27 protein-coding genes are annotated in these 25,402 nt (G+C 44.0%); 15 read left to right on the forward strand and 12 right to left on the reverse strand.

Annotated features, from left to right (window positions below):
- Positions 1-14: 14 nt before the first annotated feature.
- Positions 15-593, reverse strand: a complete 579-nt coding sequence (locus GJS45_RS11390; RefSeq protein ID WP_235954723.1) for a KdsC family phosphatase — start codon at positions 591-593, stop codon at positions 15-17.
- Entirely contained in the window at positions 575-2,116 is a 1,542-nt protein-coding gene (locus GJS45_RS11395; RefSeq protein ID WP_162341971.1) for a bifunctional GNAT family N-acetyltransferase/carbon-nitrogen hydrolase family protein, read from the reverse strand. Before GJS45_RS11395 ends, GJS45_RS11390 begins: the two co-directional genes overlap by 19 nt.
- A gap of 216 nt (positions 2,117-2,332) precedes the next feature.
- Between GJS45_RS11395 and GJS45_RS11400 the strand changes: the two genes are divergently transcribed.
- The 9 genes from GJS45_RS11400 (at position 2,333) to GJS45_RS11440 (ending at position 12,113) form a co-directional block, all read left to right on the forward strand.
- Positions 2,333-3,238 carry a mechanosensitive ion channel family protein gene (locus tag GJS45_RS11400; protein ID WP_162341972.1) on the forward strand — a complete coding sequence of 302 codons (906 nt, stop codon included), beginning with the start codon at positions 2,333-2,335 and terminating at the stop codon, positions 3,236-3,238.
- A gap of 129 nt (positions 3,239-3,367) precedes the next feature.
- Positions 3,368-4,273, forward strand: a complete 906-nt coding sequence (locus tag GJS45_RS11405) for a hypothetical protein (protein WP_449506089.1) — start codon at positions 3,368-3,370, stop codon at positions 4,271-4,273.
- 126 nt (positions 4,274-4,399) lie between these two features.
- On the forward strand, positions 4,400-7,174 hold the full coding sequence (leuS, locus tag GJS45_RS11410) for a leucine--tRNA ligase (protein WP_162341974.1): 2,775 nt from the start codon (positions 4,400-4,402) through the stop codon (positions 7,172-7,174).
- A 58-nt stretch (positions 7,175-7,232) separates the two neighbouring features.
- The gene (locus tag GJS45_RS11415; RefSeq protein WP_162341975.1) at positions 7,233-7,397 is read left to right on the forward strand and encodes a hypothetical protein; all 165 of its coding nucleotides are present in this window, start codon (positions 7,233-7,235) and stop codon (positions 7,395-7,397) included.
- Positions 7,398-8,017: 620 nt separating this feature from the next.
- Positions 8,018-8,893 carry a YihY/virulence factor BrkB family protein gene (locus tag GJS45_RS11420; protein WP_162341976.1) on the forward strand — a complete coding sequence of 292 codons (876 nt, stop codon included), beginning with the start codon at positions 8,018-8,020 and terminating at the stop codon, positions 8,891-8,893.
- Positions 8,894-9,448: 555 nt separating this feature from the next.
- On the forward strand, positions 9,449-9,748 hold the full coding sequence (locus GJS45_RS11425) for a type II toxin-antitoxin system RelE/ParE family toxin (protein WP_162341977.1): 300 nt from the start codon (positions 9,449-9,451) through the stop codon (positions 9,746-9,748).
- A gap of 4 nt (positions 9,749-9,752) precedes the next feature.
- Complete coding sequence (locus tag GJS45_RS11430; protein ID WP_162341978.1) at positions 9,753-10,037, forward strand: addiction module antidote protein; 285 nt, start codon at positions 9,753-9,755, stop codon at positions 10,035-10,037.
- Positions 10,038-10,311: 274 nt separating this feature from the next.
- Positions 10,312-11,277, forward strand: coding sequence for a Smr/MutS family protein (locus tag GJS45_RS11435; protein ID WP_162341979.1), 966 nt, complete (start codon positions 10,312-10,314; stop codon positions 11,275-11,277).
- Between the two features lie 2 nt (positions 11,278-11,279).
- On the forward strand, positions 11,280-12,113 hold the full coding sequence (locus tag GJS45_RS11440; RefSeq protein ID WP_162341980.1) for a hypothetical protein: 834 nt from the start codon (positions 11,280-11,282) through the stop codon (positions 12,111-12,113).
- 4 nt (positions 12,114-12,117) lie between these two features.
- On the opposite strand, the gene GJS45_RS11445 is transcribed toward GJS45_RS11440, so the two are convergent.
- Positions 12,118-13,284: a cystathionine gamma-synthase gene (locus GJS45_RS11445; RefSeq protein WP_262887938.1), complete on the reverse strand. Its 1,167-nt coding sequence runs from the start codon at positions 13,282-13,284 to the stop codon at positions 12,118-12,120.
- Between the two features lie 87 nt (positions 13,285-13,371).
- On the opposite strand from GJS45_RS11445, the gene GJS45_RS11450 reads away from it, so the two are divergent.
- Positions 13,372-14,070 carry a TVP38/TMEM64 family protein gene (locus GJS45_RS11450; RefSeq protein WP_162341982.1) on the forward strand — a complete coding sequence of 233 codons (699 nt, stop codon included), beginning with the start codon at positions 13,372-13,374 and terminating at the stop codon, positions 14,068-14,070.
- Between the two features lie 18 nt (positions 14,071-14,088).
- Here GJS45_RS11450 and GJS45_RS11455 read toward each other — a convergent pair whose 3' ends face one another.
- Genes GJS45_RS11455 through GJS45_RS11465 form a run of 3 tightly spaced genes read right to left on the reverse strand, consistent with a single transcriptional unit; the run spans position 14,089 to position 17,299 of the window.
- Complete coding sequence (locus GJS45_RS11455; protein WP_162341983.1) at positions 14,089-14,943, reverse strand: TraB/GumN family protein; 855 nt, start codon at positions 14,941-14,943, stop codon at positions 14,089-14,091.
- Positions 14,944-14,969: 26 nt separating this feature from the next.
- Positions 14,970-15,704: an RluA family pseudouridine synthase gene (locus GJS45_RS11460; protein ID WP_162342303.1), complete on the reverse strand. Its 735-nt coding sequence runs from the start codon at positions 15,702-15,704 to the stop codon at positions 14,970-14,972.
- Between the two features lie 14 nt (positions 15,705-15,718).
- Positions 15,719-17,299, reverse strand: coding sequence for a peptide chain release factor 3 (locus GJS45_RS11465; protein WP_162341984.1), 1,581 nt, complete (start codon positions 17,297-17,299; stop codon positions 15,719-15,721).
- A 150-nt stretch (positions 17,300-17,449) separates the two neighbouring features.
- On the opposite strand from GJS45_RS11465, the gene GJS45_RS11470 reads away from it, so the two are divergent.
- Complete coding sequence (locus GJS45_RS11470) at positions 17,450-18,004, forward strand: hypothetical protein (protein WP_162341985.1); 555 nt, start codon at positions 17,450-17,452, stop codon at positions 18,002-18,004.
- A complete protein-coding gene (locus tag GJS45_RS11475; RefSeq protein WP_162341986.1) occupies positions 18,004-18,783 on the forward strand; it encodes a TIGR02757 family protein in 780 nt (259 codons plus the stop codon). The genes GJS45_RS11470 and GJS45_RS11475 overlap by 1 nt, the downstream gene beginning before the upstream one ends.
- Positions 18,784-18,923: 140 nt before the next feature.
- On the opposite strand, the gene pyrE is transcribed toward GJS45_RS11475, so the two are convergent.
- Positions 18,924-19,574, reverse strand: coding sequence for an orotate phosphoribosyltransferase (pyrE, locus tag GJS45_RS11480; RefSeq protein WP_162341987.1), 651 nt, complete (start codon positions 19,572-19,574; stop codon positions 18,924-18,926).
- Positions 19,575-19,657: 83 nt separating this feature from the next.
- Between pyrE and GJS45_RS11485 the strand changes: the two genes are divergently transcribed.
- On the forward strand, positions 19,658-20,347 hold the full coding sequence (locus GJS45_RS11485; RefSeq protein ID WP_162341988.1) for an NUDIX hydrolase: 690 nt from the start codon (positions 19,658-19,660) through the stop codon (positions 20,345-20,347).
- Here GJS45_RS11485 and coaD read toward each other — a convergent pair.
- The 4 genes from coaD to GJS45_RS11505 are packed head-to-tail and all read right to left on the reverse strand — an operon-like array spanning position 20,335 to position 22,781.
- On the reverse strand, positions 20,335-20,790 hold the full coding sequence (gene coaD, locus GJS45_RS11490) for a pantetheine-phosphate adenylyltransferase (protein WP_162341989.1): 456 nt from the start codon (positions 20,788-20,790) through the stop codon (positions 20,335-20,337). The two genes, GJS45_RS11485 and coaD, sit on opposite strands and share 13 nt — an antisense overlap.
- 5 nt (positions 20,791-20,795) lie before the next feature.
- Positions 20,796-21,635, reverse strand: a complete 840-nt coding sequence (locus GJS45_RS11495) for a DUF3822 family protein (protein WP_162341990.1) — start codon at positions 21,633-21,635, stop codon at positions 20,796-20,798.
- A 2-nt stretch (positions 21,636-21,637) separates the two neighbouring features.
- Positions 21,638-22,219, reverse strand: a complete 582-nt coding sequence (locus tag GJS45_RS11500) for a hypothetical protein (RefSeq protein WP_162341991.1) — start codon at positions 22,217-22,219, stop codon at positions 21,638-21,640.
- 58 nt (positions 22,220-22,277) lie between these two features.
- The gene (locus tag GJS45_RS11505) at positions 22,278-22,781 is read right to left on the reverse strand and encodes an NUDIX domain-containing protein (RefSeq protein WP_162341992.1); all 504 of its coding nucleotides are present in this window, start codon (positions 22,779-22,781) and stop codon (positions 22,278-22,280) included.
- Between GJS45_RS11505 and GJS45_RS11510 the strand changes: the two genes are divergently transcribed.
- A complete protein-coding gene (locus tag GJS45_RS11510; RefSeq protein WP_162341993.1) occupies positions 22,771-24,225 on the forward strand; it encodes an ATP-dependent DNA helicase in 1,455 nt (484 codons plus the stop codon). The two genes, GJS45_RS11505 and GJS45_RS11510, sit on opposite strands and share 11 nt — an antisense overlap.
- Before the next feature lie 47 nt (positions 24,226-24,272).
- Positions 24,273-24,674 carry a DUF1573 domain-containing protein gene (locus tag GJS45_RS11515; RefSeq protein WP_162341994.1) on the forward strand — a complete coding sequence of 134 codons (402 nt, stop codon included), beginning with the start codon at positions 24,273-24,275 and terminating at the stop codon, positions 24,672-24,674.
- Positions 24,675-24,707: 33 nt separating this feature from the next.
- Here GJS45_RS11515 and GJS45_RS11520 read toward each other — a convergent pair whose 3' ends face one another.
- Positions 24,708-25,394 carry an SGNH/GDSL hydrolase family protein gene (locus GJS45_RS11520; RefSeq protein WP_162341995.1) on the reverse strand — a complete coding sequence of 229 codons (687 nt, stop codon included), beginning with the start codon at positions 25,392-25,394 and terminating at the stop codon, positions 24,708-24,710.
- Between the last annotated feature and the right edge of the window lie 8 nt (positions 25,395-25,402).

A 25,402-nucleotide genomic window follows, 5' to 3' on the forward strand; every position in this document is an offset into this window, starting at 1 on the left:
AGCTAGTGCTTGGGTTAATGGCCTGAGTCAGGCTGGGAAATGGAGGAAATAATTTCGTGCAGGTTGCCCTGGGCAAACAGGATCAGGTCTGCCAATTCCCGAAAGGATCCCCTGCCTCCGGGTTTCGAGGTGACATAATGGACCTGATCGCATATGTAGTTCATGGCATCTGCCGGTGCGGCTGATAAGCCCACTTTTTGCAATAACTCCAGGTCGATCAGATCGTCTCCTATGTAGGCCACCTCCGCAGTGGAAGTATTGGTTTTTGTTAAAATTTCCGCCACCGTGCCCCACTTGTCCCTTACGCCATGCAAGTGAAAATCCACCTTCATTTGATCACAACGCTTTTTGGAGACCGCTACTTCCCTGCCGGAAAGGACACCGACTTTTATGCCGGTTTCCTGTAGGTAGCGAATAATTTGTCCGTCTTTTACTTGAAATTTTTTGTACTCCATACCCAGGTCATCTAAAAGAATTCCCCCATCTGTGAGAACCCCGTCCAAATCGGTAAGTAGTAGTTTGATTTTTTTTGCCCGATTCAAGGTATCTCTGCTTACATGCTGATAATAGTCCATCACCTTTTGTTTTTCCATTGGATGGAATAAAGATCTAATCTTCGTTGGGCCAGATTCCTCACACTGCCTGCTTTGCGGAGTTTGGTCAATAAATCCAGGTCAACGTCCGCTACAATGGTGGTTTCCGTATTTAGCGATGCCTCCGCAATAATAGCATCGTGAGGGAAGGAGAAGTCAGAAGGCGAATAGATGGCCGCTTGCGAATGCTGGATATCCATATTTTCTACCCTTGGTAGGTTACCAACCGAACCCGTAATGGCCACATAGCATTCGTTTTCGATGGCCCTCGATTTGGCACAGGTGCTTACTCTAAGGTAGGCATTTTTTGTATCTGTCCAAAAAGGAACAAACAGGATATCCATCTCCTTTTCAGCCAAAATCCGACTTAGCTCAGGAAATTCAATGTCGTAGCAGATTAGGATTCCAACTTTTCCCGCATCGGTATCGAAGACTTTGATCCCGTTTCCACCCTGGAGGCCCCAATAGGACTGTTCATCCGGAGTGATGTGCAGCTTGTATTGCTTGTCCATGGTGCCATCTCTTCGGCAAAGGTAACTGACGTTCCGAAGTTTTTTGTTATCGTATTCCGGCATGCTACCTGCGATGATATTCACATTATAGGAAAGTGCCAGGTCTCGCATGCGGTTGACAATCTCCTCCGTATAATCAGCCAGGTTTCGAATGGCTTCCGAAGCATCCATTTTATTAAATTCAGCTAATAGCGGGGCATTAAAAAACTCAGGAAAGAGGCAGAAGTCAGATTTGTAATCGGAAACCGTATCTACGAAAAATTCTACCTGCTGCATGAGGTCGTCTACGTCATTAAACCGCCTCATTTTCCATTGTACCAGCCCCAGCCGGACGATGGTTTTTTTATTACCAATAAGTTTTTCGTCCTTTTCGTAATAGATATTTATCCATTCCAGGAGGGTGGCATAGGCCCTGGAGTCGGTATCTTCCGGTAGGTATTTAGTGATCACCTTGCGGACGTGAAATTCGTTTGCCAGCTGAAAGGAAAGAACCGGATCAAAAATTTCCTTATTTTTTACCAATTCAATGTATTTCCGGGGCGACATCTGGTCGGCATATTTGCTGTACCCGGGTATTCTGCCTCCTGCAATGATGGATCGGAGATTAAGGTTTTCACAAAGTTCTTTACGGGCATCATAAAGTCTTCTACCCAGACGAAGGCCACGGTACTCTTTGTCTACAAATACATCCGTACCATATAAGGTATCTCCATCTTCATCATGGGTGTCAAATTTCCCGTAACCGGTAATCTGGTCATAATTATGATTATCTCCGTATTTGGAGTAATCCACGATAAGGCTTAAAGCAACGGCGACGACCTTATCATTGTCTTCCAGGCAAATCTGACCCTCTGGAAAGGCATTTAACTGATTCTCGAACTCCTCCTTTGTCCAGGTCATTCCCTGGGTTTTATAGGCTGAAACCATGATTTTACGAATATCATCAAAATCGGAAAGTTTGATGTTTCGGAGTTTTAGTCGGTGTTCGAGTTCTTCTTTTTGCTTACTCATATCGTAAAATTAAGCACAAATTTACCTAAATTGACTGCCAAAGCTGTATTTACACCGCGAATTTATCCTTCTTTTTTCAACAAAAAGGCTAATTTACGCGGATAAAATTCCAGGAATGCTTTTTCCCGGATAAAGACTTTGAAAATGGTACGAGTTGGTCTGACAACCATTTCAGCAGGTAGGAGTTGATTGGCTAACGAATTAATTTCTTTATATATGGATGAGATAATAGAAGATATAGAAAATGGCGATTTTGGAGCCTTTTTGGAAAAGTTCAATGAGTTTTTAAACCTAAAATTACTAATGCTCGGGGAGACCAAACTGACCATTGGGTTATTTTTGGGGCTGACCCTTTCCATCATTCTTTTGTTTGTTCTTTCCGAAATAGCCAGAAAATTTCTGGCTAATAAGATATTAGCGCGGTATAACCTAGACTTGGGGATCCGGCAGTCCATTGCTACCATTTTCAAATACCTGGTTATTATCTTTGGCCTGGTAACGATCCTTCAAAATAGCAATGTAGATCTGAGTGCGTTGGGAATACTCGCCGGAGCCATTGGTGTAGGGATTGGCTTTGGACTGCAAAATATCACTAACAACTTTATCAGTGGCTTGATAATTCTCGTCGAAAGGCCCATCAAAGTAGGTGACCGGATAGAGGTAGATGATGTAAACGGAGATGTGATCAAAATTTCTGCCCGATCCACCATGGTGCTTACCAATGATAACATTTCTATCATTTTACCCAATAGCCAGTTTATCGACAATCCGGTGATTAACTGGTCTCATAACGACCGAAACATCAGATTCAACATACCGGTAGGGGTTTCTTACAAAGAGGATCCCAAAAAAATCAAGCGAATCCTGATGGAAGTTGTGAGAAATAACACGGGCGTGCTAAAATATCCGGAGCCTGATGTACTCTTCGAACAATATAATGATAGCAGTATCGATTTCAACCTCAGGATCTGGACTTCGGAATACATTAATAAACCCAGGGTTCTGAAAAGCCAACTCTACTATGCCATTTTCGCAAAATTTCGGGAGGAACAGGTAGAAATCCCCTTTCCCCAGCGAGACCTGCATATCCGCTCCGGTCTTGAAAAATTTACCTCTTCCTAATTTTTTTTATTATGCCCTTTTCATTTATCTTTAGGCCGTTAAATATCAACGGATTATTCGGGTTGGAATCTGGTGTAGTAGTTTTATGATATGATAAGAACCGTATTTTTTTTAGCCTTATTTTTAATTGTGTCTTCCAAAGAACTGCTTTCGCAAAGCATGTATCGATTTCGATTCGAAGAGCCCTGGTCTTTTTCGTTGCAGGCAGGACCTTCCCAGTATTTTGGTGACTTATACGCCCTTTGGCAATACTATGAAGGTATACAGCCGGATTACAATGCTGCTTTTAGTGCGCGGTATACCTTCGGAACGAACTTAAAGGCCAGAACCGACATCACCTTTATTGAAATTTCAGGGCAGGACGTTAAGGCAGATCCCAGGAGCGGCAGGATTCCCAGAGATTTGCATTTCAGAAGTAGAAACTGGGAAGCCGCGTTTCTGGTAGAGTACTATTACAAACCGGTAAAGGTGTACAACATTACCCGAGAATTTCTAAATCCTTATGTGTTTTTTGGGGTAGGGGCTACCACCAATCAGCCAAAAACCCAATTCAGGGATCAATGGGTAGATTTAAGGCCCTTGCGAACCGAAAATGAATTGTATTCGGACATCGTCGTGGTTTTTCCTATGGGCCTGGGACTAAAATACAAGGTTAATGTGTACATGGATTTTTTTATGGAGGGTAACTATCGTTTTACCCTCTCCGATTACCTGGATGACATCAGTACTTTCAACATATCAGGATATCACGAAGACCTGATAGCGGATTATATTTCCGGAGAAAATCCAGATCGGCTTCGGTTATCTGTCAGACAGGAGCGATACCTGCTTCCGAATGGCGAACCCAATGTGGAAATGATACGAAATAGCAGGGGAGCCCCCAGAAGAGGAAGCGGAGATCCCAGACTCAATGAACCTGAAGCACGGTACGACGGGTATTTTACCTTAAATTTCGGAGCCGAAATTTACTTTTCTCAGGACATTTGGGACAATTGGATTTTTAGAAATCGGGGTAGAGGATTTAGGTTCTGGTAAGATTCTTTCGGTTTAACTACCATTGATGGTACTATTTTCACAGATCTCCTGCTATATTCAAAATGAATACGGATATTTTTTATAATTTTGACTTTGAAATAACCAAAAAACTGACCAAAACAGCACATGTCTGAGTATAATTTTCGCGCCATAGAAAAAAAGTGGCAGGATCGTTGGGAGAAAGATAAGCTTTTTAATGCAAAACCGGATCCTGGAAAACCCAAATTTTATTCCCTGGACATGTTTCCTTATCCCTCCGGAGCAGGCCTCCACGTAGGACATCCCCTGGGATACATCGCCTCCGACATAGTAACGCGATATAAACGGTTGAAGGGATTCAACGTCTTGCACCCGATGGGCTATGATTCTTTTGGGCTGCCAGCCGAGCAGTATGCCATACAGACAGGCCAGCACCCTGCTATTACGACCGGAGAAAATATAAAACGTTATACAGAGCAACTCAAAAATATCGGTTTTGCATTTGATTGGGAAAAGGAAGTGCAAACTTCCGATCCGGATTATTACCGGTGGACCCAATGGATATTCATGCAGCTTTTTGAAAGCTATTACGATTTGGATGAGGATAAGGCCCTACCCATAAGCCATTTGGTGTCCATTTTTGAGAAAGAAGGCAACCGTACTGTCAGGGCAGTCTGTGATGAAGATGCTACTGACTTTAGCGAAGCAGATTGGCAGCATTTTTCAGAATCAGAGCGCCAGAAGATACTGTTACAATACCGGCTCACCTTTTTGGCAGAGACCACGGTAAATTGGTGTGCAGCCTTGGGGACAGTCTTGTCAAACGACGAGGTGAAAGATGGCTATTCAGAGCGGGGAGGCCATCCGGTAGAGCGAAAGCGAATGATGCAGTGGAGCATGCGAATTACCGCATACGCCGAGCGTTTACTAAAAGGGCTGGATGCGCTGGACTGGCCCGATCCGGTCAAGGAAATGCAACGAAATTGGATTGGCAGATCCGTTGGAGCGGAAATGACTTTTACGGTAGAAGGATTGGAAGAAACCATCAAGGTTTTTACCACCCGAATTGATACCATTTATGGGGTCACCTACCTGGCATTGGCTCCTGAGCACGAGTTGGTAAGTCAATTGATCACGGAGGATCAAAAAGAAGAGGCCCAAGCCTACGTTTCCCAGGCAAAAAACAGGTCGGAACGAGACCGGATGACGGACGTAAAAACCATTTCAGGTGCTTTTACCGGAAGTTATGCCACCAACCCATTTAATGGAGAACGGATCCCTATCTGGATTGCGGACTATGTCCTCGCGGGCTATGGAACGGGAGCCGTGATGGCCGTGCCGGCTCATGACGAGCGCGATTTTAATTTTGCCCGACACTTTAATCTGGAAATCCGCCAGGTGATAGAGGGGAGCATGGAGAACGGTTCCTTTCCAGGCAAGGGCGGAACGATCATGAACTCCGGATTTATTTCTGGTATGGAGATGCAAGAAGCCATGGATAAAGCCATTGCCTTTCTGGAAGAAAAAGGAATTGGTAAAGGTAAAATCCAGTATAAAATGAGGGATGCCATCTTTACCCGGCAGCGTTATTGGGGAGAACCGCTACCCGTTTATTTCAAGGAAGGGCTTCCCTATCTGGTAGATGAAAAAGAATTGCCGCTTCGCTTGCCGGAAGTGGATAAATACCTGCCCACAGAAGATGGGGCACCTCCCCTGGGAAGGGCAAAGAACTGGACCTATACTACTCCTGAAGGAACGTTTCCATTGGAAATGAGTACCATGCCAGGCTGGGCTGGATCCAGCTGGTATTTTTTCCGGTACATGGATTCTGCCAATAAAGAAACCTTCGTCAGTAAGGAAGCGGCAGATTATTGGGGAGCAGTGGACCTGTATATTGGTGGCGCAGAGCATGCTACCGGGCATTTGTTGTATTCCAGGTTCTGGACCAAGTTTCTCTATGACAGGGGCCTTGTGCCCATAGCCGAGCCATTCCAGAAAATGATCAACCAGGGCATGATTCAGGGCAGGTCAAATTTTGTGTACCGGAAAAAAGGCAGCAATACCTTTATCAGCCATGGATTGATCGGCGATCACGAAGTGATTCCCATGCATGTGGATGTCAATATAGTACATAACGACCAATTAGATTTAGAGGCATTTATACGCTGGCGTCCGGACCTGGCTGATGCGGAATTTATTCTGGAAGAAGGCAAGTACCACTGCGGTGCTGAGGTGGAAAAAATGTCCAAATCCAAATACAATGTGGTCAATCCAGATGATGTGATCGAGAGCTATGGGGCAGATACCCTGCGCCTGTACGAAATGTTTTTGGGCCCCTTGGAACAGTTTAAGCCCTGGAATACCAATGGGATAGATGGGGTATTTAAATTTTTGAAGAAATTGTGGCGGCTTTTCCACGATCAGAACGGAAATTGGCAGGTGAGTGAGGAGAAGGCCTCCAAAGAGGCTTTGAAAGCCCTTCACAAGACCATCCAAAAAGTGGAGGAAGATGTGGAACGTCATGCCTTCAATACATCGGTTTCTTCCTTTATGATCTGTGTCAATGAGCTGTCTGCACTCAAGTGCAAGCAAAGGGAAGTTTTGGAGCCTTTATTGGTCATCCTTTCCCCCTATGCTCCCCATATAGCGGAAGCGCTTTGGGAGAAGCTGGGCCATGCCCAATCCATCATACATGAGCGTTACCCAGAGGCGGAAGAGCAATACCTTACCGAGGACAGTCATGAATACCCTGTTTCCATCAATGGCAAAATGCGGGCAAAGATCAAGCTCTCACTAAGCCTTTCCAGGCCCGAAATCGAAGCAGCAGCCCTGCAGCACGAGGACCTGCAAAAATGGATAGCCGGAAAAACACCTAAAAAAGTCATCGTGGTCCCCGGCAAGATTGTGAATATCGTATTGTGATGGATATTTGGTGAGGCGGGAGATGGTGTTTGTTTAAAACTTATAAACAGATATTTCCATGATGAATATGAGCAAATCCAATAAAGAACTCGATGTTGACTTTATTGGTGGTGAAGCACTTACCGAGCGAGAAGAGCGTGAATTAAAAGAATACTTTGCTAAACAAAAAGCCAATAAGCAAAGAAAGCCAATAACCAGAAAGTCAAAAGAGCGAGTGAAGTAAAACACAGGGCATAAGACGGGTTTTGCGTCAGGCGGGGTGAACTTGAACTGGTACATTTTTACAGACAGAAAAGGTTCCGTATTTTTGTCTGTCCCCAATTAAAGCCTCCATTTTTCGATTCCTGCCTCAAAGAGGTGATTTCGTACTTCAATACTGCAGTTCAGAACTGAAACGATCCGCTTTTTAACTGCAAAAAGGCACCTTTTTACCCGGATCAGCCGCCAAAATGGCATACCGTTCCAACTTTTAACTGCCATGACCCACTTCCGAACCGCAAGCTTGCGGTTCGGAACGGGACAGGCCGGGTTCCGAAGTACCCTCTTCCAGCAGAAAATTCGAAAAGCTTCGGTCAACCTGTCAGGTTTTTTATATTTTAACCGGAAAATTTAGATTTTTGGGTCAAAATGCACCGTTCTGAACATCAATGGGGGACTTCCGAACCGCAACGTTCGAGTTCCGAACCTCGAGCTTGTCACTTTGAAGTCCCTCCCCCCACTTGCGAAGTGGGGGGTACCTTGGTTCGATTCACAGTAAATTACGGTATATTGGAAAAAGATTTTGTCAGAGGCAGCTCCATCTCCAGATCGGGGCTTCTTTAAAGCTATTGAACTCCAAATCACATGCCCAAAGAAATGATGGACAAAAAGGTTCAATCCATTTTCGAACTATCCTTCTCCGAATGGAAGGCCATATTGCTAAAAGTAAAAGACCAGATTGGTGAAAACAATGTGATAATTGTTTCGGCCGGTGTGGGATTTTTTGGTTTTTTGGCCATTTTCCCTGCCATTATGGCCCTGATTTCCATTTACGGTTTCGTCATGGATCCTCAGGAAATCGAGGAACAGGTATCCAAAATCAGTTCCATGCTGCCAGAGCAGACCCATGAAATCCTCCAATACCGGGTGGATCAGTTTATCAAATCCACGGGAGAATCCCTGGGCTGGGGTACCGTTTTCGCCATTCTGCTGGGCATCTGGATTGCCAATATAGGGACCAAATCATTGTTTAGGGGAATAAACATTGCCTATGAGACCAAAAGTCACAGGGGGATCCTAAAACACAATGGGCTTACGTTACTATTTACCTTTGGGGCTATTATTCTAATCATTCTAAGTGCTGCCTTGATTGTGGCCTTTCCTTCCATCATAGAACAAATAGGTTTACCCGATAATATGGAACGCCTTATCAGTTGGCTTCGATGGTTGATCATGGGGCTTATTCTGGTGGGGAGTATTGGCCTGATTTATCGGTTTGGACCGGGAAGAAAGCGGCCGAAGTTCCATCGGGTCATTCCCGGTGCCGTTTTAGCCACCCTTTTGTGGCTTTTGGCTTCCTGGGCATTTTCATTTTACATCCGCCATTTCTGGAATTTAGGTGAAATCTATGGCTCTCTGTCGGCGGTTGTTTTTCTGATGCTGTGGCTTTTTATCAGCACATTTATCATTCTCCTGGGAGCAGAATTGAATTCCGAAATGGAGCACCATGCCATGGAGTAGTCAGTGGATCGGTAAAGAGGAAGGATGTCATTTTCAGCTTTCCGGCAAGAATCGTTTACTAGCTACATTTTCAATAGGTATAGCCCTTGCTACACGTGTAATAGCACGGAATAGCGGTAGAAAATTTTTTGTGGAAAAAAGCGAAAATACCGACCCGGGTTTTTATCAGCGGATCAACGGAAATATTGCCTATAATGCGTTTAGGACGGGGATTACGAATAGATCCATCACAGAAAAAGGGACTGGATAGGTAATATCAGGCGCTAATTTCAGCCGTTTTAGGGCTGGAATTGGAGCAAGGCCCTTGGAATTACCCCCCTGCGCCGCGATTACCGTCAGATAAGCTGAATAGAAATGAAAAACCTAGTCGGTGATACTTGCATTTTTCTTATTTTTAGGAGATCTTACTTACCTTGCCAAGAGCGAAATAACCGCAAGGGTTGCGGTTAGCCAGTAGTTGTGGCACATTTTTAAAGACCCCAAGTATATACGGAGTAACTTTTTAAATCTAGAAAAAACATGTATTTTTGTATCCAAATGAAGACGAGTAGGTAGATGTATTTTATTGAAAAGACTGTTGAATTTGACAAATGGTTGAGAAAATTGAAGGATTTAAGAGCAAAAGCGAAAATTTTGTTCAGGATCCAAAAACTTGAAATTGACGAACATTTCGGGGACTGTAAACCCATTGGTGAAGGTGTTCATGAATTGAGGATAGACTATGCTAAGGGATATAGAATCTATTTTAAGGAAAGAGAAGGGAAAATCATTATTCTACTTGTAGGTGGAGAAAAATCAACCCAACAAAAGGATATTGAAAAAGCAAAGGAGATTTCGAAAAGGATAAAAAAATAAAAAAATGGAAACGTCAAAATTTGATATTGCAGATTATTTGGATAGCAAAGAAATGATTGCTGAATATTTGAATTCAGTTTTGGAGGAAGGGGATAATGATGATGTAGTTGTTGCGCTTGGGCACATTGCAAAAGCAATTGGGATGTCCAAAATAGCGGAAGAAACAGGGATGAGTAGGCCAAGTTTGTATAAAGCCTTATCAACAGGATCAAAGCCCCAATTTGAAACAATAATGAAAGTATTAAAAGCTGTTGGTGGTCAATTAAGAATAAATCCTTCAACCAGGTGAAAAAATCGATGCCACAACATCACCTTGGATACAGCGGGCGGTTTAGAGTAAATTGAAAGTTTGCTATTTTGAAAAGGTTATGAGTAGGTTGGAAGCGAACGGCTCGGAATGCCCGCCGTCTCCAAGCTGAATCACGTTGTAAATATCGTTATTTGAAAAAACCATTTTGTTATTTTATAATGCCTGCGGACACTTTCCCTGCGCGCTGACTGATTTTTGGTAGGGATTGCGAAATAATGGTGCTTTTCCCCTTTCTATTTGGTAATTTTAGGCTATGAATATAGGGGATAGGGTCAGATTGCTTCACGGAAAAGAAGAGGGTGTCATTACCAGGCTTTCTTCCGGTGGGCAGGTGGAAATTGAAATCGAAGATGGTTTTCGGATTCCAGCCATGAAATCGGAAGTGGTCGTCATTGACAAAGCAGAAAAAGAATATTTTGACACACCTTCCTCATCCGGCGCTATTTATACTGGAGAAAACAGGCCCAAACCAATAGAAAACGTTCACAAAGGCGGGTTTTTTCTGGCCTATGTCCCCTATAATGATCAGGTTCATGATGTCCTGCTCATCAACACGACAATAAAAGAATACCTTTTTTCGGTGGATGAGCTACAAGGTGAAGCTTCAAAAAATGTAGCGGCGGGCGTATTGCTGCCCGGTAGTTCCACGAAGGTAGCCGAAAAAATGATTCGGGATTTTGAACAATGGCCTGCATTAAAATTCCTAATGGTGCCCTTGAATAAACAGGTGGAGGCCAGCCCGAAACCCATTGAAAGAAAAGTGAAATTTAAAGCCAGTGCCTTTTTTAAACACAAAGGAAAGGCACCGTTGATCGAAAAAGAGGCTTATTTTTTTAAATTGAACGAACAGGAAAAACTACTGGATGTCAAAAAGTTGAATGAAGAACTGAATCCAACCGATGCCAGTACTTTTCCGGCAAAGAAGGTAAGCCGACCGGCCGCATCCATTGACCTTCACATCGAAAAACTCACGAAGGATCACGATTTGATGAGTAATGGAGAAATGGTACAGTTGCAGTTGGCGGTTTTTGAAAAAAACCTGAACGATGCCATCGCCTCCGGAATGGATGAAATTACGTTTATTCACGGGATAGGGAATGGGGTGCTTCGAAAGGAAATTCACCGTTACCTGAGCCAGATGAAAGGGATAAAATATTTTAAAGATAGCCAGAAAACAAATTTTGGCTATGGTGCAACCGCTGTTAAAATTCATGAATAACGATGGAATCTACCTTACCATTCATTATGCAGGTTTTCGACAGGCACTTTGATGCCGGTAAGTCGGTTTTTGGTGAATTGTCAAAAAAGATTAAATCCAGGAAGGCACTGGATTTACAGGAGGAGCTATTCTTTTTCAAGTTGTTTTTGCAGGTTTTAGAAAAGATTCATTTTGAGAATAAGCAACAAGTAGCCCGGGCCTTCACGCCATTCAAGTATTTAAATAAAAACCTGCGCAAGGTGCACCATATCCGTTTGATTGCGGACGGATTTGAAACTTATTTCGGAGAGAATAGGGCTGATTATGGGGATTATGAGAAACAGATCGCCCAAAATAAAAAGGAGGTATACACCCAGGTTTACGAAATCATACTGTCCATAACCTTGAAGGACTGGGAAGACCTTTACCATCAGGTCAGGCATTTTTCAGAAGGCTTGTCGGTACTGACTATTAATACCGCTACCACCCAAATTATCAACGAAGAGGTTGATTTTTTTTATTTTGACACCAAATCAAGGCTGGACCCACAAACCATTTATGAAATTTTCAACGGTTTAAAAAGGGTCACAGCTCTGGAAAAAATTCGTTTAAGTATTGGGTTAAACACCATTTTTACCGACAAAGTACACCTACAAATCAGCGAATTGTCTCAGCAATTGGAAAGCTGGCAAAGAAATCAGTTGCTGCTACAGCATTTGGGGAGTTTTCTGGGGCAGAAAGAAAAGGTAAGTAAAAAATACCAGTTGGTACTTACTCAGGTTCAAAAAGACCATAAGGAAATCACGCAATCCGTAGCGGAAAGATGCCGCGAATTATTCACCAAAATGCTCCATTAATTTCTTAGATGGTGTCCAGGGCCTGGGCGATGTCATTTTTCAAATCTTCGGCATCTTCTATTCCCACGCTTAATCGGATCAGCGAATCCGATAGTCCCACCTTTTCTCGCTCTTCTTTTGGAATGCTGGCATGAGTCATGGTGGCCGGGTGCCCGCATAGTGACTCGACTCCACCCAGAGATTCCGCCAATACAAAGACGTTAAAACTTTCGAGCACCTTGATGGCATCGGCTATCCGATTGTTTTTCAAGGTAAAGGAGACCATGCCTCCAAAATCCCGCATCTGTCTTTTGGCGGTGGCATGATTGGGATGATCTTCAAAGCCCGGCCAGTATACATTGTCTATTTTGGGGTGATTTTTAAGGTAGGCAGCAATGGTTTTCCCATTTTGACTGTGCCGTTCCATGCGCAGGTGCAGGGTCTTGATGCCTCTTAGGACCAGAAAACAATCCTGAGGTCCAGGTACCCCTCCACAGGAATTCTGAATGAAGGCCAGCTTTTCTGCTAATTGACTATCTTTCATCACAAGGGCCCCCATGATGACATCCGAATGCCCTGCCAGGTACTTGGTGACCGAGTGCATGACCAGGTCTGCACCTAGATCAAGGGGGTTTTGAAGGAAAGGAGTGGCAAAGGTATTGTCAACACCAAATAGGATACCGTGATTTTTGGCGATCCCTGCCAACCCCTTGATATCAATGATGTTCATCATGGGATTGGTGGGCGTTTCGACCCAGATCAGCCGGGTGTTTTTATTAATAAGGGGTTTGACCTGCTCCATGTCTTCCATATTGACAAAATGGAAGCGGATGCCGTAGTTGGAGAATATCTTTGTAAAAATCCGGTAGGTTCCCCCATACAGATCATTGGTGCTGATGACCTCGTCTCCAGGTTTGAGAAGTTTAAGAACAGCATCTATTGCTGACATACCTGAGGAAAAGCACAGGCCATGTTTGCCGTTTTCCAGTGCAGCCAGATTGTTTTCCAATGCTTTTCGTGTCGGGTTTTGGGTTCTGGAATACTCATAACCCTGATGGTCGCCCGGAGATTTTTGAACGTAGGTGGATGTCTGAAAGATTGGGGTCATGATCGCCCCGGTACTGGGATCAGGCTCAATGCCTGCATGAATGGCTTTGGTTCCAAATTTCATAAGTAGCGAATGATTTTCCAATTTGCTGGCACTTATTGCTGTCCCGAAGGTGTATAAGCTCCAGATGAATTGAATTAAAGTTGGTATTATTTTTAGCTTTGCCCAAAGATGAATAAAAAACCCACTATTTTCAAGCAATTGACCGTTATCTATCGTAGAAACCCCTGGGTGTTGCTTGCTTTTTTATGGACCGCTACGGTCCCTTCCCTGGGAAGTATGCTGATCGTACATTGGCTGTATGAGAATTGGGGGGAGTTTGTCATTCCGTCTTTGTGGGCAGCAGATACCGCATTTTTGTATGGAATCGCTGGCGCACTCCTGATGGGGCTGGCCTTGATACCCACCACCTTGTTTGCGATACTCAGCGGATTCCTTTTCGGTTGGCAGGCGTTTCTGTTGTTGGTACTGGCTTACAGCCTGGCCAGTGTTTTGGGGTATCTTGGGGGGAGAGCCTTAGACAAAGATAGCCTGCAGCATTTACTGAAACCCTATCCAAAAGCAAAAGATATCATCGAACGAAAAAAGGATCAAATGGGCAAACTGGTGTTTTTTGTCAGGATTAGCCCCGTAGTTCCCTTTGCCATTTCCAACCTGATTTTTGCTTTGCTGGGTAGTGGGCTTTTGCGGGTCGTCTGGTTCGGCTTATTGGGAATGCTGCCAAGAACTTTTCTGGCCTTTTTTACGGGAACCCTTGCCAGTAGCATCCAACAGGCCCTGGCCTCCGGTACCTATTCCTGGCACTATCCTGCAATTGGTCTTTTGTTAGTAATTAGCCTTTGGGGGATTTATTCGTTTTTTAAGCGGTAAAGCATGGCTAATCGATCGTTATAGGTAAACACGCTCCAGAAAGTACCCTTCTTTTTTAAGCAAGCGGATCAGTCCCTTTTCTCCGGCCAAATGTCCGGCACCCACCGCAAAAAACATCGTTCCCTTTTGCATCATCGCGCCCATCGTCTTGATCCAGTTTTCATTTCTTTGATCGACAAGGACATCTTTGTAATCCATATATTCAGGGCTTTCGGTGACCAATTCCAATAATTGTGCTATGTCCTCTTCCCGGTAGCTAGACAGAAGTTTTCGAAACTCTTCTTTTCCTTGTTCCAGGTTTTCTGTGTAATTAAAAAAACTTCGGTACTGTTCCTTTAATGGGATTTGCTCAAAAAAAGCCAACTGCTCCTCCACCGATTCCAGGCCGAGTACCGAAATGTTTTCAGCGTTGGCCAACTTCATCAGTTCGCTTTCAAATGCCATGGTTTCGCATTCGAGCAAGTTTGGGTAAATCAAAGACATCAATATCATAGGCCGCATGCGTTGCATTCGGTCCATGTCCATTCCCGTTCTTTCTTTAAGAAAATTTCGGATTTTCTCGTACTCGGTTTCCGACAGAAAATCCGTGATCTTTTGACCGTCTTCATTGTACATGTTTTCCATCATGTTTCCGTAAAGGGCAGGATCATCCAAATCCACCTCCATGACCAAGGCTTCCGCAAGTCCTAGGCGCTTGCTTACCTGCTGACTGATTTGAAAATCGTCTTCACACATTAGATGGATGGTACCAAAAAGGTAAGAGGAGGTTTCCAGGTCCTTGCCGGATATCTTCCAAAAGACCCCTTCATCCTGTGAAAAAACAGTAACTGCCACCAGGGAAAAATAAATGCATAGTATGAATCGCTTTAGCATAAGAAATTATTTAATGGGCCACCTTATTAACCACTAAAAGTCTGATCCAGATGGCGGTCGCCGGTCTTTAGCTGCTCAAACTCCAAAAACTGTTCCCAAAAGGGCTCCTCCGGAAGCGCGGCTCTGAGAAATAGTTTTTCTTTTTTTATGGGGTGAACAAAAACCAGGTGAAAGGCATGTAGGTTTATACTTCCATCGGGATTTGGTTTGGCAAAACCATACTTGACATCTCCTCTTATGGGGCATCCTATGGCCGCCAATTGGACACGCAACTGATGGGGACGGCCGGTTTGCGGGCGAAGTTCTACCAGCCAGTGGTCATTTAATTTACCCATTCTTTTGTAGCCTAGTTCGGATTTCTTGGCATCAGGTACTTCCTTATCGTAAGCCTTTGACAGGTTTTTTTCACTGTCCTTTACCAGCCAATGAGTCAGTTTGGCCATTTCCTCGGACGGCTTTCTTTTGACTACGGCCCAATATACTTTATGTACTTCTCTTTTTCTGAAGAGGGCTGTCATGCGTTCAAGAGCCTTGGAGGTACGGGCAAAAACCACGATGCCACTTACAGGTCGATCTAAACGGTGAACGGGGTGTAGAAAGACGGCGCCTGGCTTGTTGTATTTTTTAGCGATGTAGTCCTTGCAATAATCCGTTAGCGTCTTGTCACCGGTTTTATCACCCTGTACCAATACACCAGCGGACTTATTGACTACCAGGAGGTGATTGTCCTCAAAAATTACATTGAATGGTTTTTTCATGATAGTGGACCGTTTGGTTAGTATTCGGAAGTGTAATGAAATTCGATATCCGGAAAATTATCCTGAACCATTTGTAGCCACGCCTTACTTTCGGCCATAAATACCAATTTCCCATCTTTATCCCGGGCAATATGCCGTTGTTTGGATCGTACAAATTCATCTAATTTCTTTTTATCGCTACTATGGATCCAGCAGGCTTTGTATAGATTCATGGGTACAAAATCCGCCGTGGCATTGTATTCGTTTTTGAGCCTGAACTGGATGACTTCAAACTGGAGTTGACCGACGGTACCTACTACTTTTCGGGCACCGATTTCAAAGGTAAACAATTGTGCCACACCTTCCTCCATTAACTGTTGCAGACCTTTGTCCAATTGCTTGGTTTTCATGGCATCTTTATTCACCACTTCCCGGAATATTTCCGGTGAGAAGCTGGGAATTCCCTTAAATTGTAATGCTTCGCCGTCCGTAAGGGAATCACCTATTTTCAGGTTGCCGGTGTCGTAAAGCCCGACAATATCCCCTGGAAATGCCTCCTCTATGATTTCCTTGTCCTGTGCCATAAAGGAAGTCACATTTGAAAAGCGCAGGGCTTTGGTTCCCTTTACGTGGTTATAGGGCTTGTTACGTTCAAACCTTCCCGAGCAAATTCTTAAAAAAGCGATTCGGTTACGGTGTTTGGGGTCCATATTGGCATGGATTTTAAATATAAACCCGCTAAAGTGATCTTCTTCCGGTTTTACTTCTCTTTCCTCGGTTATCCGGCTTTTGGGCCCGGGGGCGATTTTAATAAAGGTATCCAGCATTTCCTGTACACCGAAATTATTGACCGCAGAGCCGAAAAAGACGGGCGCAACCTTGCCTTCCAGGTATTCCTTGGGGTCAAAATCAGGATAAACTCCCTCAATTAATTCCACGTCTTCCCGCAATTGCTCCGCCAGGTTACTGCCAATTATTTCGTCCAACTGGGTATCGCTAAGGTCTTCTATGATGATTCGGTCATCACTTACTTTTCGCTGGCTAGGGGTGAATAGGTTTAGTTGCTTGTCGTAGAGATTGTAAACGCCCTTAAAAGATTTACCCATGGAAATGGGCCAGGAAAGGGGTCGCACCTTGATGTTTAATTTTTGCTCCACCTCATCCAACAGGTCGTAGGGGTCTTGTCCTTCCCGGTCCAGCTTATTGATGAAACAAATGACCGGCGTATTTCTCATCCGGCAGACTTCCATTAATTTTTCCGTCTGTATCTCCACCCCCTTGACACAGTCAATGACCATGATGACGGAGTCCACTGCGGTGAGGGTCCGATAGGTGTCCTCCGCAAAGTCCTGGTGACCGGGTGTATCTAATAAGTTTATTTTTTGTCCTTTGTATTCAAAACCCATCACTGAGGTTGCCACTGATATTCCCCGCTGTTTTTCAATTTCCATCCAATCGGATTTGGTAGCCGTATCGATTTTATTGGATTTAACAGCACCGGCCGTTTTTATCGCTCCTCCAAAAAGCAGCATTTTTTCGGTGAGGGTGGTTTTTCCTGCATCGGGGTGTGCGATGATACCAAAGGTTTTTCTTTTTGCAATCTCTTGAATCAAACTCATGGGGCAAAGGTGTTTTCAGGCTGCAAAGGTAGGTAAATCAGTCGAGAATGTGTGATCGGAACCCAGTTGGTGGCCAATTTTATGACCCTTGGGGGTATTTTTGTTTGTTTGCCCTATTTACTTTAATTTTGCTTCCGTCTTTGGCAATGCATGAACACAATCGAACATTTCTTTCATAGGTTTTTCAAGTTCATTTGGAATGCCATCTTTGTTTTAACCTATCCGGTTTTGGCTACCTTTGGTATATTATTCATTGGAGTGACCTATTTTTTTTCATTTATATCTACCCTTTTGGCCAGATTTAGCACCTCCTCACCCGAGATGGAAAATAAGTCCGAATGGAAGCAGCTATCCCCCGAGTCGGACCTGATTGAAGGGAAGCTTTTTAAGCAGATTATTTTCGGGCCGGAGTGCTATCAGTTCAGGAGAAAAGATGGAATACCTTCCGTGATGGATGATTTTATTTTTGGAAAAAAAGTGATTGTATTGGAAGAGGGCCTGCTGTTGGAAAAGTGGAACACCACAGAAATGGCTCAAATACCTGATTTTGATATTTGCCTGTATCAGCCGGAATCGGATAAATTGGTTAAATTAGCTCATATCAAGTGCTTTGATTGGCACCTTTCTGATAAGCGGGATGACATTGTCTACTTAAAATGGTTTGACGGAACCCAGGGTGGCGAGGTGGAAGTGGCACTGACCTGATGAAAGAGCTGAAACGATTTCTGGAAGAAAAGGTGAGCTTGTATAACCGCCCCGATTTTATAGAAGACGATCCCATATCTGTACCCCACCGGTTTGCAAAAAAACAAGACATCGAAATTTCTGGTTTTTTTGCCGCCACACTGGCTTGGGGACAACGAAAGACCATCATCAATAAAAGCCTGGAGCTTATGGCGATGATGGATAATTGCCCCCACGACTTTCTCTGTCACCATACACTTAGTGATCTAAAGCCATTTTTGAAATTCAAGCACCGAACGTTTAACGACCTGGATACCCTGTATTTTATTGATTTTTTGTCCAGGCACTACCGGGAGCACGAAAGTCTGGAAGCCGCCTTTATCCAGGGGTGGACCGGGGAAGTGGATATTATGGAGCGACTTTTAGGAAACTTTCATGAATTATTCTTTGATGCCGCTCACGCTCCCCACCGAACCCGGAAACATGTCGCCACGCCAAAGCGAAAGGCCGCCTGCAAGCGATTAAACATGTTCTTACGGTGGATGGTGAGAAAGGATGATCGTGGAGTGGATTTTGGCATTTGGAACCGCCTTTCACCCGCACAGCTTGTTTGTCCCTGTGACCTCCATGTAGACAGGGTAGGACGTTCCCTCGGGCTGATCCATAGGAAAGCAACCGATTGGCAAACAGCCCTGGAGTTAACACGCAATTTGAGGAAATTTGACCCGGAAGACCCTGTTAAATATGACTTTGCCCTCTTTGGAATGGGGGTAATGGAAAAAGTGACCAATAAAAAGTGAGCTTAATCAGCCTAAAACAATTGTAGGCAACCGGTTCGTTGGGGAAGGCTTCCTTAGCACCAGGGAGCATTCCCGCCGCACCTGATTGCTGAAAAATAGGCAACGATTTCTTTAGATTTATCCCTGTTAATGAGTAATCATCAGTTTTTTTTCGGCCAGGTATCCGGTTCATTTCGCCAGCTGTCCAGGGCGGACATATCTTCGGCGGAGACATATCCTTGTTCCAATGCCTGCGGCAACATGGAGGCATAGTCGGAAAGGCATACCAATTTCACCTTTTCTTTAGCAAAGTTTTGGGCTGCTATATCGAAGCCGTAGGTAAAAATCGCCACCATTCCCAAAACCTCAAATCCTGCGTTTCGCAGATCCTGTACCGCTTTTAGCGAACTTCCTCCGGTGGATACCAGGTCTTCCACAACGACTACTTTTTGCCCCGGAGTAATTTTTCCTTCAATCATGTTTTCCATGCCATGATCTTTTGGTTTGGAACGCACGTAAACAAAGGGAAGGTTTAGTTTGTCTGCTATCAAAACACCCTGTGGAATACCGGCAGTGGCAACACCAGCAACGACTTCTACATTCAAAAAATGAGTCTGAATGGCTTTCGTTAATTTTTCCTGAATAAGCGTACGAACTTCCGGGTAGGATAACGACAATCGGTTGTCGCAGTAAATAGGTGATTTCCATCCAGATGCCCAGGAAAAAGGTTTCTTAGGAGAAAGTTTAATGGCCTTTATCTCCAAAAGCTTTTTAGCAATAAGGGGGGCAGTGCCTTTATCATAAATTTCCATAAGTTAAAATTAACCAATAAATGCATACTCACGGTTGTGAGGCCTTGAAAAAAAATGCATTTTTGAAAAAATAAGCGTTGATTATGAAAATTTTCATCAATGATAAGCCCCTGGATTTGGTAGCCGCTTCCGAATTCCTGCCAAAGAAAACATTTGAATGTGTGTATGAAAACCCCTCCGAATTGCCAGCCACGGCGGATTTTCATGATGATGTCTTGATTATAGACCCCTCCCGGGATATTATTGTACGCTTATTATATCTGATGCGGCATCGAAAGCTGAAGAATCTGGATAGCATCACCCTGGTGACGAAGGAAAAGAAAGCGTTGAAATCGTTTATAAAAAGTAGGTTCTTGATTATTAAGGCGGCTGGGGGGATTGTAACCAAAGGGGAAAAAGTACTTTTTATACACCGATTGGGGAAATGGGATTTGCCGAAAGGTAAATTTGAAAAAAAGGAATCTCCCAAAGCCTGCGCCCTCAGGGAAGTGGAAGAGGAATGTAATGTGAAGGTAAAGCTAACCGGCCCCATTTGCAAAACCTGGCATACCTACACTCAAAACAGAAAAAGCATTTTAAAAAAGACCTATTGGTACAGTATGGAATGTGTCGATGATTCGAAGATGAAACCCCAACTGGACGAGGGAATTGTAGACACCAAGTGGATGAATCACCAGGAAGCCAAGGTGGCCTTGATTAATTCATACCCTTCCATGCGCTATTTGTATCAGCAGTTTTTAAGGCTGCATCCGGGTATTTATCAGACTTTATAAGGAAGAAACGTATCAACATTGCCTCCATAGCGGTGGACTTCCCGGATGATCGTTGAGCTTATGGCAGCAAATTCCGGGCTGGTGATTAAAAAGACAGTTTCTAATTCTTCATTCAGGTAACGGTTCATTTGGCTGATGGTATTCTCATACTCAAAATCCGTGGTGTTTCGAAGTCCCCTTAGTAGGTATTGAGCATCATGGGCCTTGGCCAGTGATGAGGTCAGCTCATTGTATACTACTACTTTTACACCAGAAATTCCGGTATACAGCGATTCAATTTTGCTTACCATTAAATCAATGTCAAAATACCGGTTTTTTTTGGTCGTATTATGCCCGATCCCTATGATGATTTCATCAAAGAGATTTAACCCTCTCATGACGATATCATGGTGTCCTTTGGTAAAGGGATCAAATGAGCCCGGGAAAAGGGCGGTTTTTTTCATAAGGCCTAATGTTGATGCCAAAAAGCTTCCAAAAGCTGTGTGTTCTTAAAATTTTCTGCCCCCTTTTCATAACTCACCTGTTGTGCTGGGGTTGGTTGGTGGATATTTTTAAAATAGTTACGCAGGTTTTCCAGTGAGGTATGAACCCAATCCAGGTTTCCATAAAGATTGATTCGGCAGTGAGCCTGGTCAAAAGCGAGTTGCTTAAGCACGACAAATACGTAGCGCAGGAAAGCTGGCTCTTCGTAAACGACAAATCGGTTGAATACCACTAATTCTCCTGCTTTAAATCCGGCGATGTAGATGCTATTTGGTGCTGCATGGATAAATAGTTCCTGATCGAGTAAATCTTTGGTATGGCTCAGAAAAAAATCCAATACATGGGCTGCCCCGTGAGCTAGTTCTAGTTCGGGTAGCTTGCTGTCCAATTGCCGGAGCAGGAGTTTTGAACTGGTACCCAGGACCTGAATGCTGTTATTTTGAATGCCTGTATAGGTAACTTCGTCCTTTTCCAGGTCCACCTCGGTAGAAAAGCCCAGGTAGAGGCTACTATGCGCCGGGTTAAAAACCATTCCCGGCACCAGGGTGAATCCCTGATGGTGATGATATAGTTTTCCGGCAGTATTGGGAGCGTTGATTAGTTCATCGGAAGCAAGGGATTGCTCCAAATCGTCCTGACCGGAAAGGGTGTACAGATTAGCGGCAGATATGGCATTACCCGACTTGCTATGAGCGATGACGACCAGGAGGCTTTCATATAAGAAAAGCGATAAACTTGATAGGTTTTCGCTATCAAATTTATCGCTAATAAATTTTCGTTGGGTATGAGCAGTATCCTTATCCAATCTTATTCCCAGTTTCCTGAGGTAGAAGAATCGGTTCTTGATCCTACCCTCAATGCCTTCTCATTGTTGTTCCTTCTTCGCTCGGGATTGATGGGTGCTGGGTCTCTGATTTCAAACACAGCGATTTCCCGATTGCTTCGTTCGATTTTATCAGCAAAAAACTCAAACGTTTTTCCTCCTGAACCAGGGACCACATTCAATAGGTCCAGGTTAAAATCAGGGTATTTATTCTCATTGAAGAGGGAGTCCTGAACATTGACAGAACCCAGGGTATCTACAGAAACAGTAGTTACCTCTTCGCCATAGTCCAGCAGCTCAGTCGTTTCAGTTCTTTGAACGATGTAAATCCGCCCGTCTTCAATAAACTCCTTGAGCTCGTTCCAGTTGGATGCATATTCACCATTGGAACCCTGATATGCAATCTGCGCATCCCGCAGCATTTCCAATTTCTCAATGATCCTGTCTTCGGTTCTCTCAAGCATTTTCTCTTCTTCCACTACTTCGTCCACTCCCAAGTATAGTCTATAACCAAGGCCCAGAGCCGCAAGGAGAAACACAATCGATAAAATTTTACTCAATGTCATGTCAATATTTTTAAAGCTTGATTAAATTTATGAAGGTTAGATGGTTTTTTCCAGAACGCTATTTTATGGAATTATTTTCAAAATTAAAATATCCTTTCCATATTCTTACATCATTGAGTGAATTTATTCCCCGGAACACGGCATGTTTTTCAAAATAAGGAATATTTTTGATTTCATCCAGGTCTAAAAAGCGGATTTCCTCAATCAGTTGCTGTTCATCCCTCAACTCCGGATCCTTTCCTAGAACTAACCTGCCTCCCATTAGCTGCACTTCAAAAAACAGTTCGATGGCATGAAGGGGCGGAGCGAGCAACTCGTGTACAAAAAGATAGGACCCGACTTCAATTTCCAATCCGGTTTCTTCCAGGAATTCCCTGCGAAGATTTTCCCGGGCATCCTGGCCATAGATCATTCCGCCACCTGGGACATTCCAAAAAGAGACGTTTTCGCCCATCCGGTGTTTGATCATGAGCAGCTTGTCATTTTGTATTAATATTCCATTCACCCGGGTCCTCAACCGGTTTCCGAAATTATCCGCAATATCTTTTTTTATGTTCGCCATTTATCATTTAGCTTCGTCCTCCATCTGTAAAGATAACCAAGTGGTACCAAAGCCCTCTGAATCCATAAAGAAATTTTTCCCCCACGAGCCTACCCGTGATCAGCATAGTTTTTTTGAAGCAATGGATGATTTTCTTTTGGTAAAAGGTACGGGTAGATCCTTTATTCTTAAAGGCTATGCTGGTACAGGCAAAACCTCCGTCCTTGCGGCGCTGGTTCGTGCATTACCCGGATTAGGACTGAGACCTGTAATGCTGGCACCTACCGGTAGGGCGGCCAAAGTCATGAGCTCCTATGCTGAGAAAACAGGGTATACCATTCATAAAATTATTTACAGACCGAAGGAGAAATCCGGCGATGGACTGTATGGCTTTGAGGTTCAAAAAAATTATTACCAGCATTCAGTTTTTATCGTTGATGAGGCATCCATGCTTTCGGACGATAAATCTACGGGTAATTCGCTGCTGTCAGACCTGATCCATTTTGTTTTTCAAAACCCGGATAACCAACTAATATTAGTCGGGGACCTTGCCCAGCTTCCACCGGTCGGAAGTGAAGCCAGTCCGGCATTGGATAAGGACTACCTGGTGCGACGCTTTAACCTGGAAGCCAATGAGGTTGAATTGAAAGAAGTTACCCGGCAACAATTGGATTCGGGTATCCTGGTAAATGCCACCGCACTGCGGGAACAAATTCAGGAAAAGGTTCCGAAAATCTCTTTCCGAACGAAAGGATTTGGGGATTTTTTTAGAATGACCGGCGAAAGGTTGGAGGATGGGTTGCGGTATGCTTACGATAAATTTGGACTGGACCATACCATGATCATCACCCGATCCAACAAAGCAGCCGTCCAATACAACCGTTACATTCGGAATTCACTATTTTTCTACGAGGATGAATTGAGTGCCGGGGATCGGTTAATGATTGTTAAAAACAACTATACTTACATGGAATCGTCTGAAAAGGTCAGCTTTTTGGCGAATGGAGATTTTGTGGAAATACTAAAAATTCGTTCATTTGAGGAATTATATGGCCTGAGGTTTGCTACGCTGGAACTTAGGCTCATAGATTATCCGGAAGAGCTGCCTTTTGAGGCGAAGGTGATTTTAGATACCCTTCACACGGACACGCCGTCGTTGGGTTATGAGCAATGGAAAGAATTATACAAGTTGGTGACCGAGGATTACCTGGATTTATCCAGCAGGTCCAAAATCAGAGAGGCTTTAAGGAAGGACCCCTACCTGAATGCGCTGCAAGTGAAATTTGCCTATACGCTGACTTGTCATAAATCTCAAGGAGGGCAATGGGATGCCGTATTTGTGGATCAGGGCTTCCTAAAGGAGGATCAAGTGGACAGCACTTACCTCCGTTGGCTATACACGGCGGTGACCAGGGCAAAGAAAGAATTATATTTGGTGAACTTTCATCCAAATTTCTTCCTTTAATAACAGGTTTTGAAAATGAATGAATTGATTAAATATAATAAACAGCTATGAAAAGGTTAGTAACACTCGTATTGGCAATGGTCGTTGGCGCTGGAGTCGCCATCGCACAGGAAAAGGCCGTCGACGGGCCCGTCATTTCTTTTGAAGAATCCTCGAAGGATTTTGGAGACATCACCCAGGGAGATAAGGTCGAAAACGTGTTTAAATTTGAAAACACAGGAAATGCACCCCTAATTATATCCAACGTGGCAGCTACCTGCGGATGTACGGTACCCAGCTGGCCAAAGGAGCCGATCGCACCTGGAAAAAAAGGGGAGATTAAAGTATCCTTTAACTCGGCTGGCAAAATGGGAAAGCAAAATAGCGTAGTACGCATTTACTCCAATGCTAGTGAGCCCATAGAAAAAGTGTCTATGATCTCCAATGTGCTTCCAAAGAGCAGCAGGTAAGCAAGTATTGCTTTTGATAAAACGGCCTGGCGATTACTTTTCGTCAGGTTTTTTTTGGTCCGTATCGTTAAGGATTCCCGTTTTCATAATGGGAGCAAGGGCCCTGGCCCAATCCGAGTAAATGTATTTGTTGGGGTGCAGCCCATCTGCTACCAGGTGCCCCGACAGGCCTCCTTTACTTCGATAGCTTTCCGTAATTTCCAGGAAGGCCATCCCCCTCTTTAATGTTTCTCTTTCGATGATTTGATTGAACCTATCGATCTCCGCAGCAATGCGATCCACTTCCTGCGGCCCGTTTTGACCAAATGGAGTTACTCCCCAATCCGGAATAGATAGTACGGCAACTCGTTTGGTATTACCGTCGACTAACGTGCGGCACAAATCCAATAGATCCTTTAGGTCAGTATGAAACGTTTGCGGAGATTCACCCCGATATTGATTATTTACTCCTATGAGCAAACTAACGAAGTCAAACCGCTCTTTTTTCAATCCCTGGTTAAGGGTGGCTTCCAGCAATTCACCGCTTGTCCATCCTGTTTTGGCTAAGATCTGAGTGTTGGAAAATGCCCAGTCCTCCACTTCCAATATCCTTTTCACCTGTTCCGGATAAGAATATTCCCGCTTTTCTCCCTCTCCTATGGTATAGCTGTCTCCCAGGGCAAGATACCTGATTTCTTGGGGCGGTTCGGAATTTTCGGTTTTTGGGGGTAATGGCTGCATAGCGTTTT

The sequence above is a fragment of the Cyclobacterium salsum genome (genome assembly GCF_010119245.1).
GTDB classification, from domain to species: domain Bacteria; phylum Bacteroidota; class Bacteroidia; order Cytophagales; family Cyclobacteriaceae; genus Cyclobacterium; species Cyclobacterium salsum.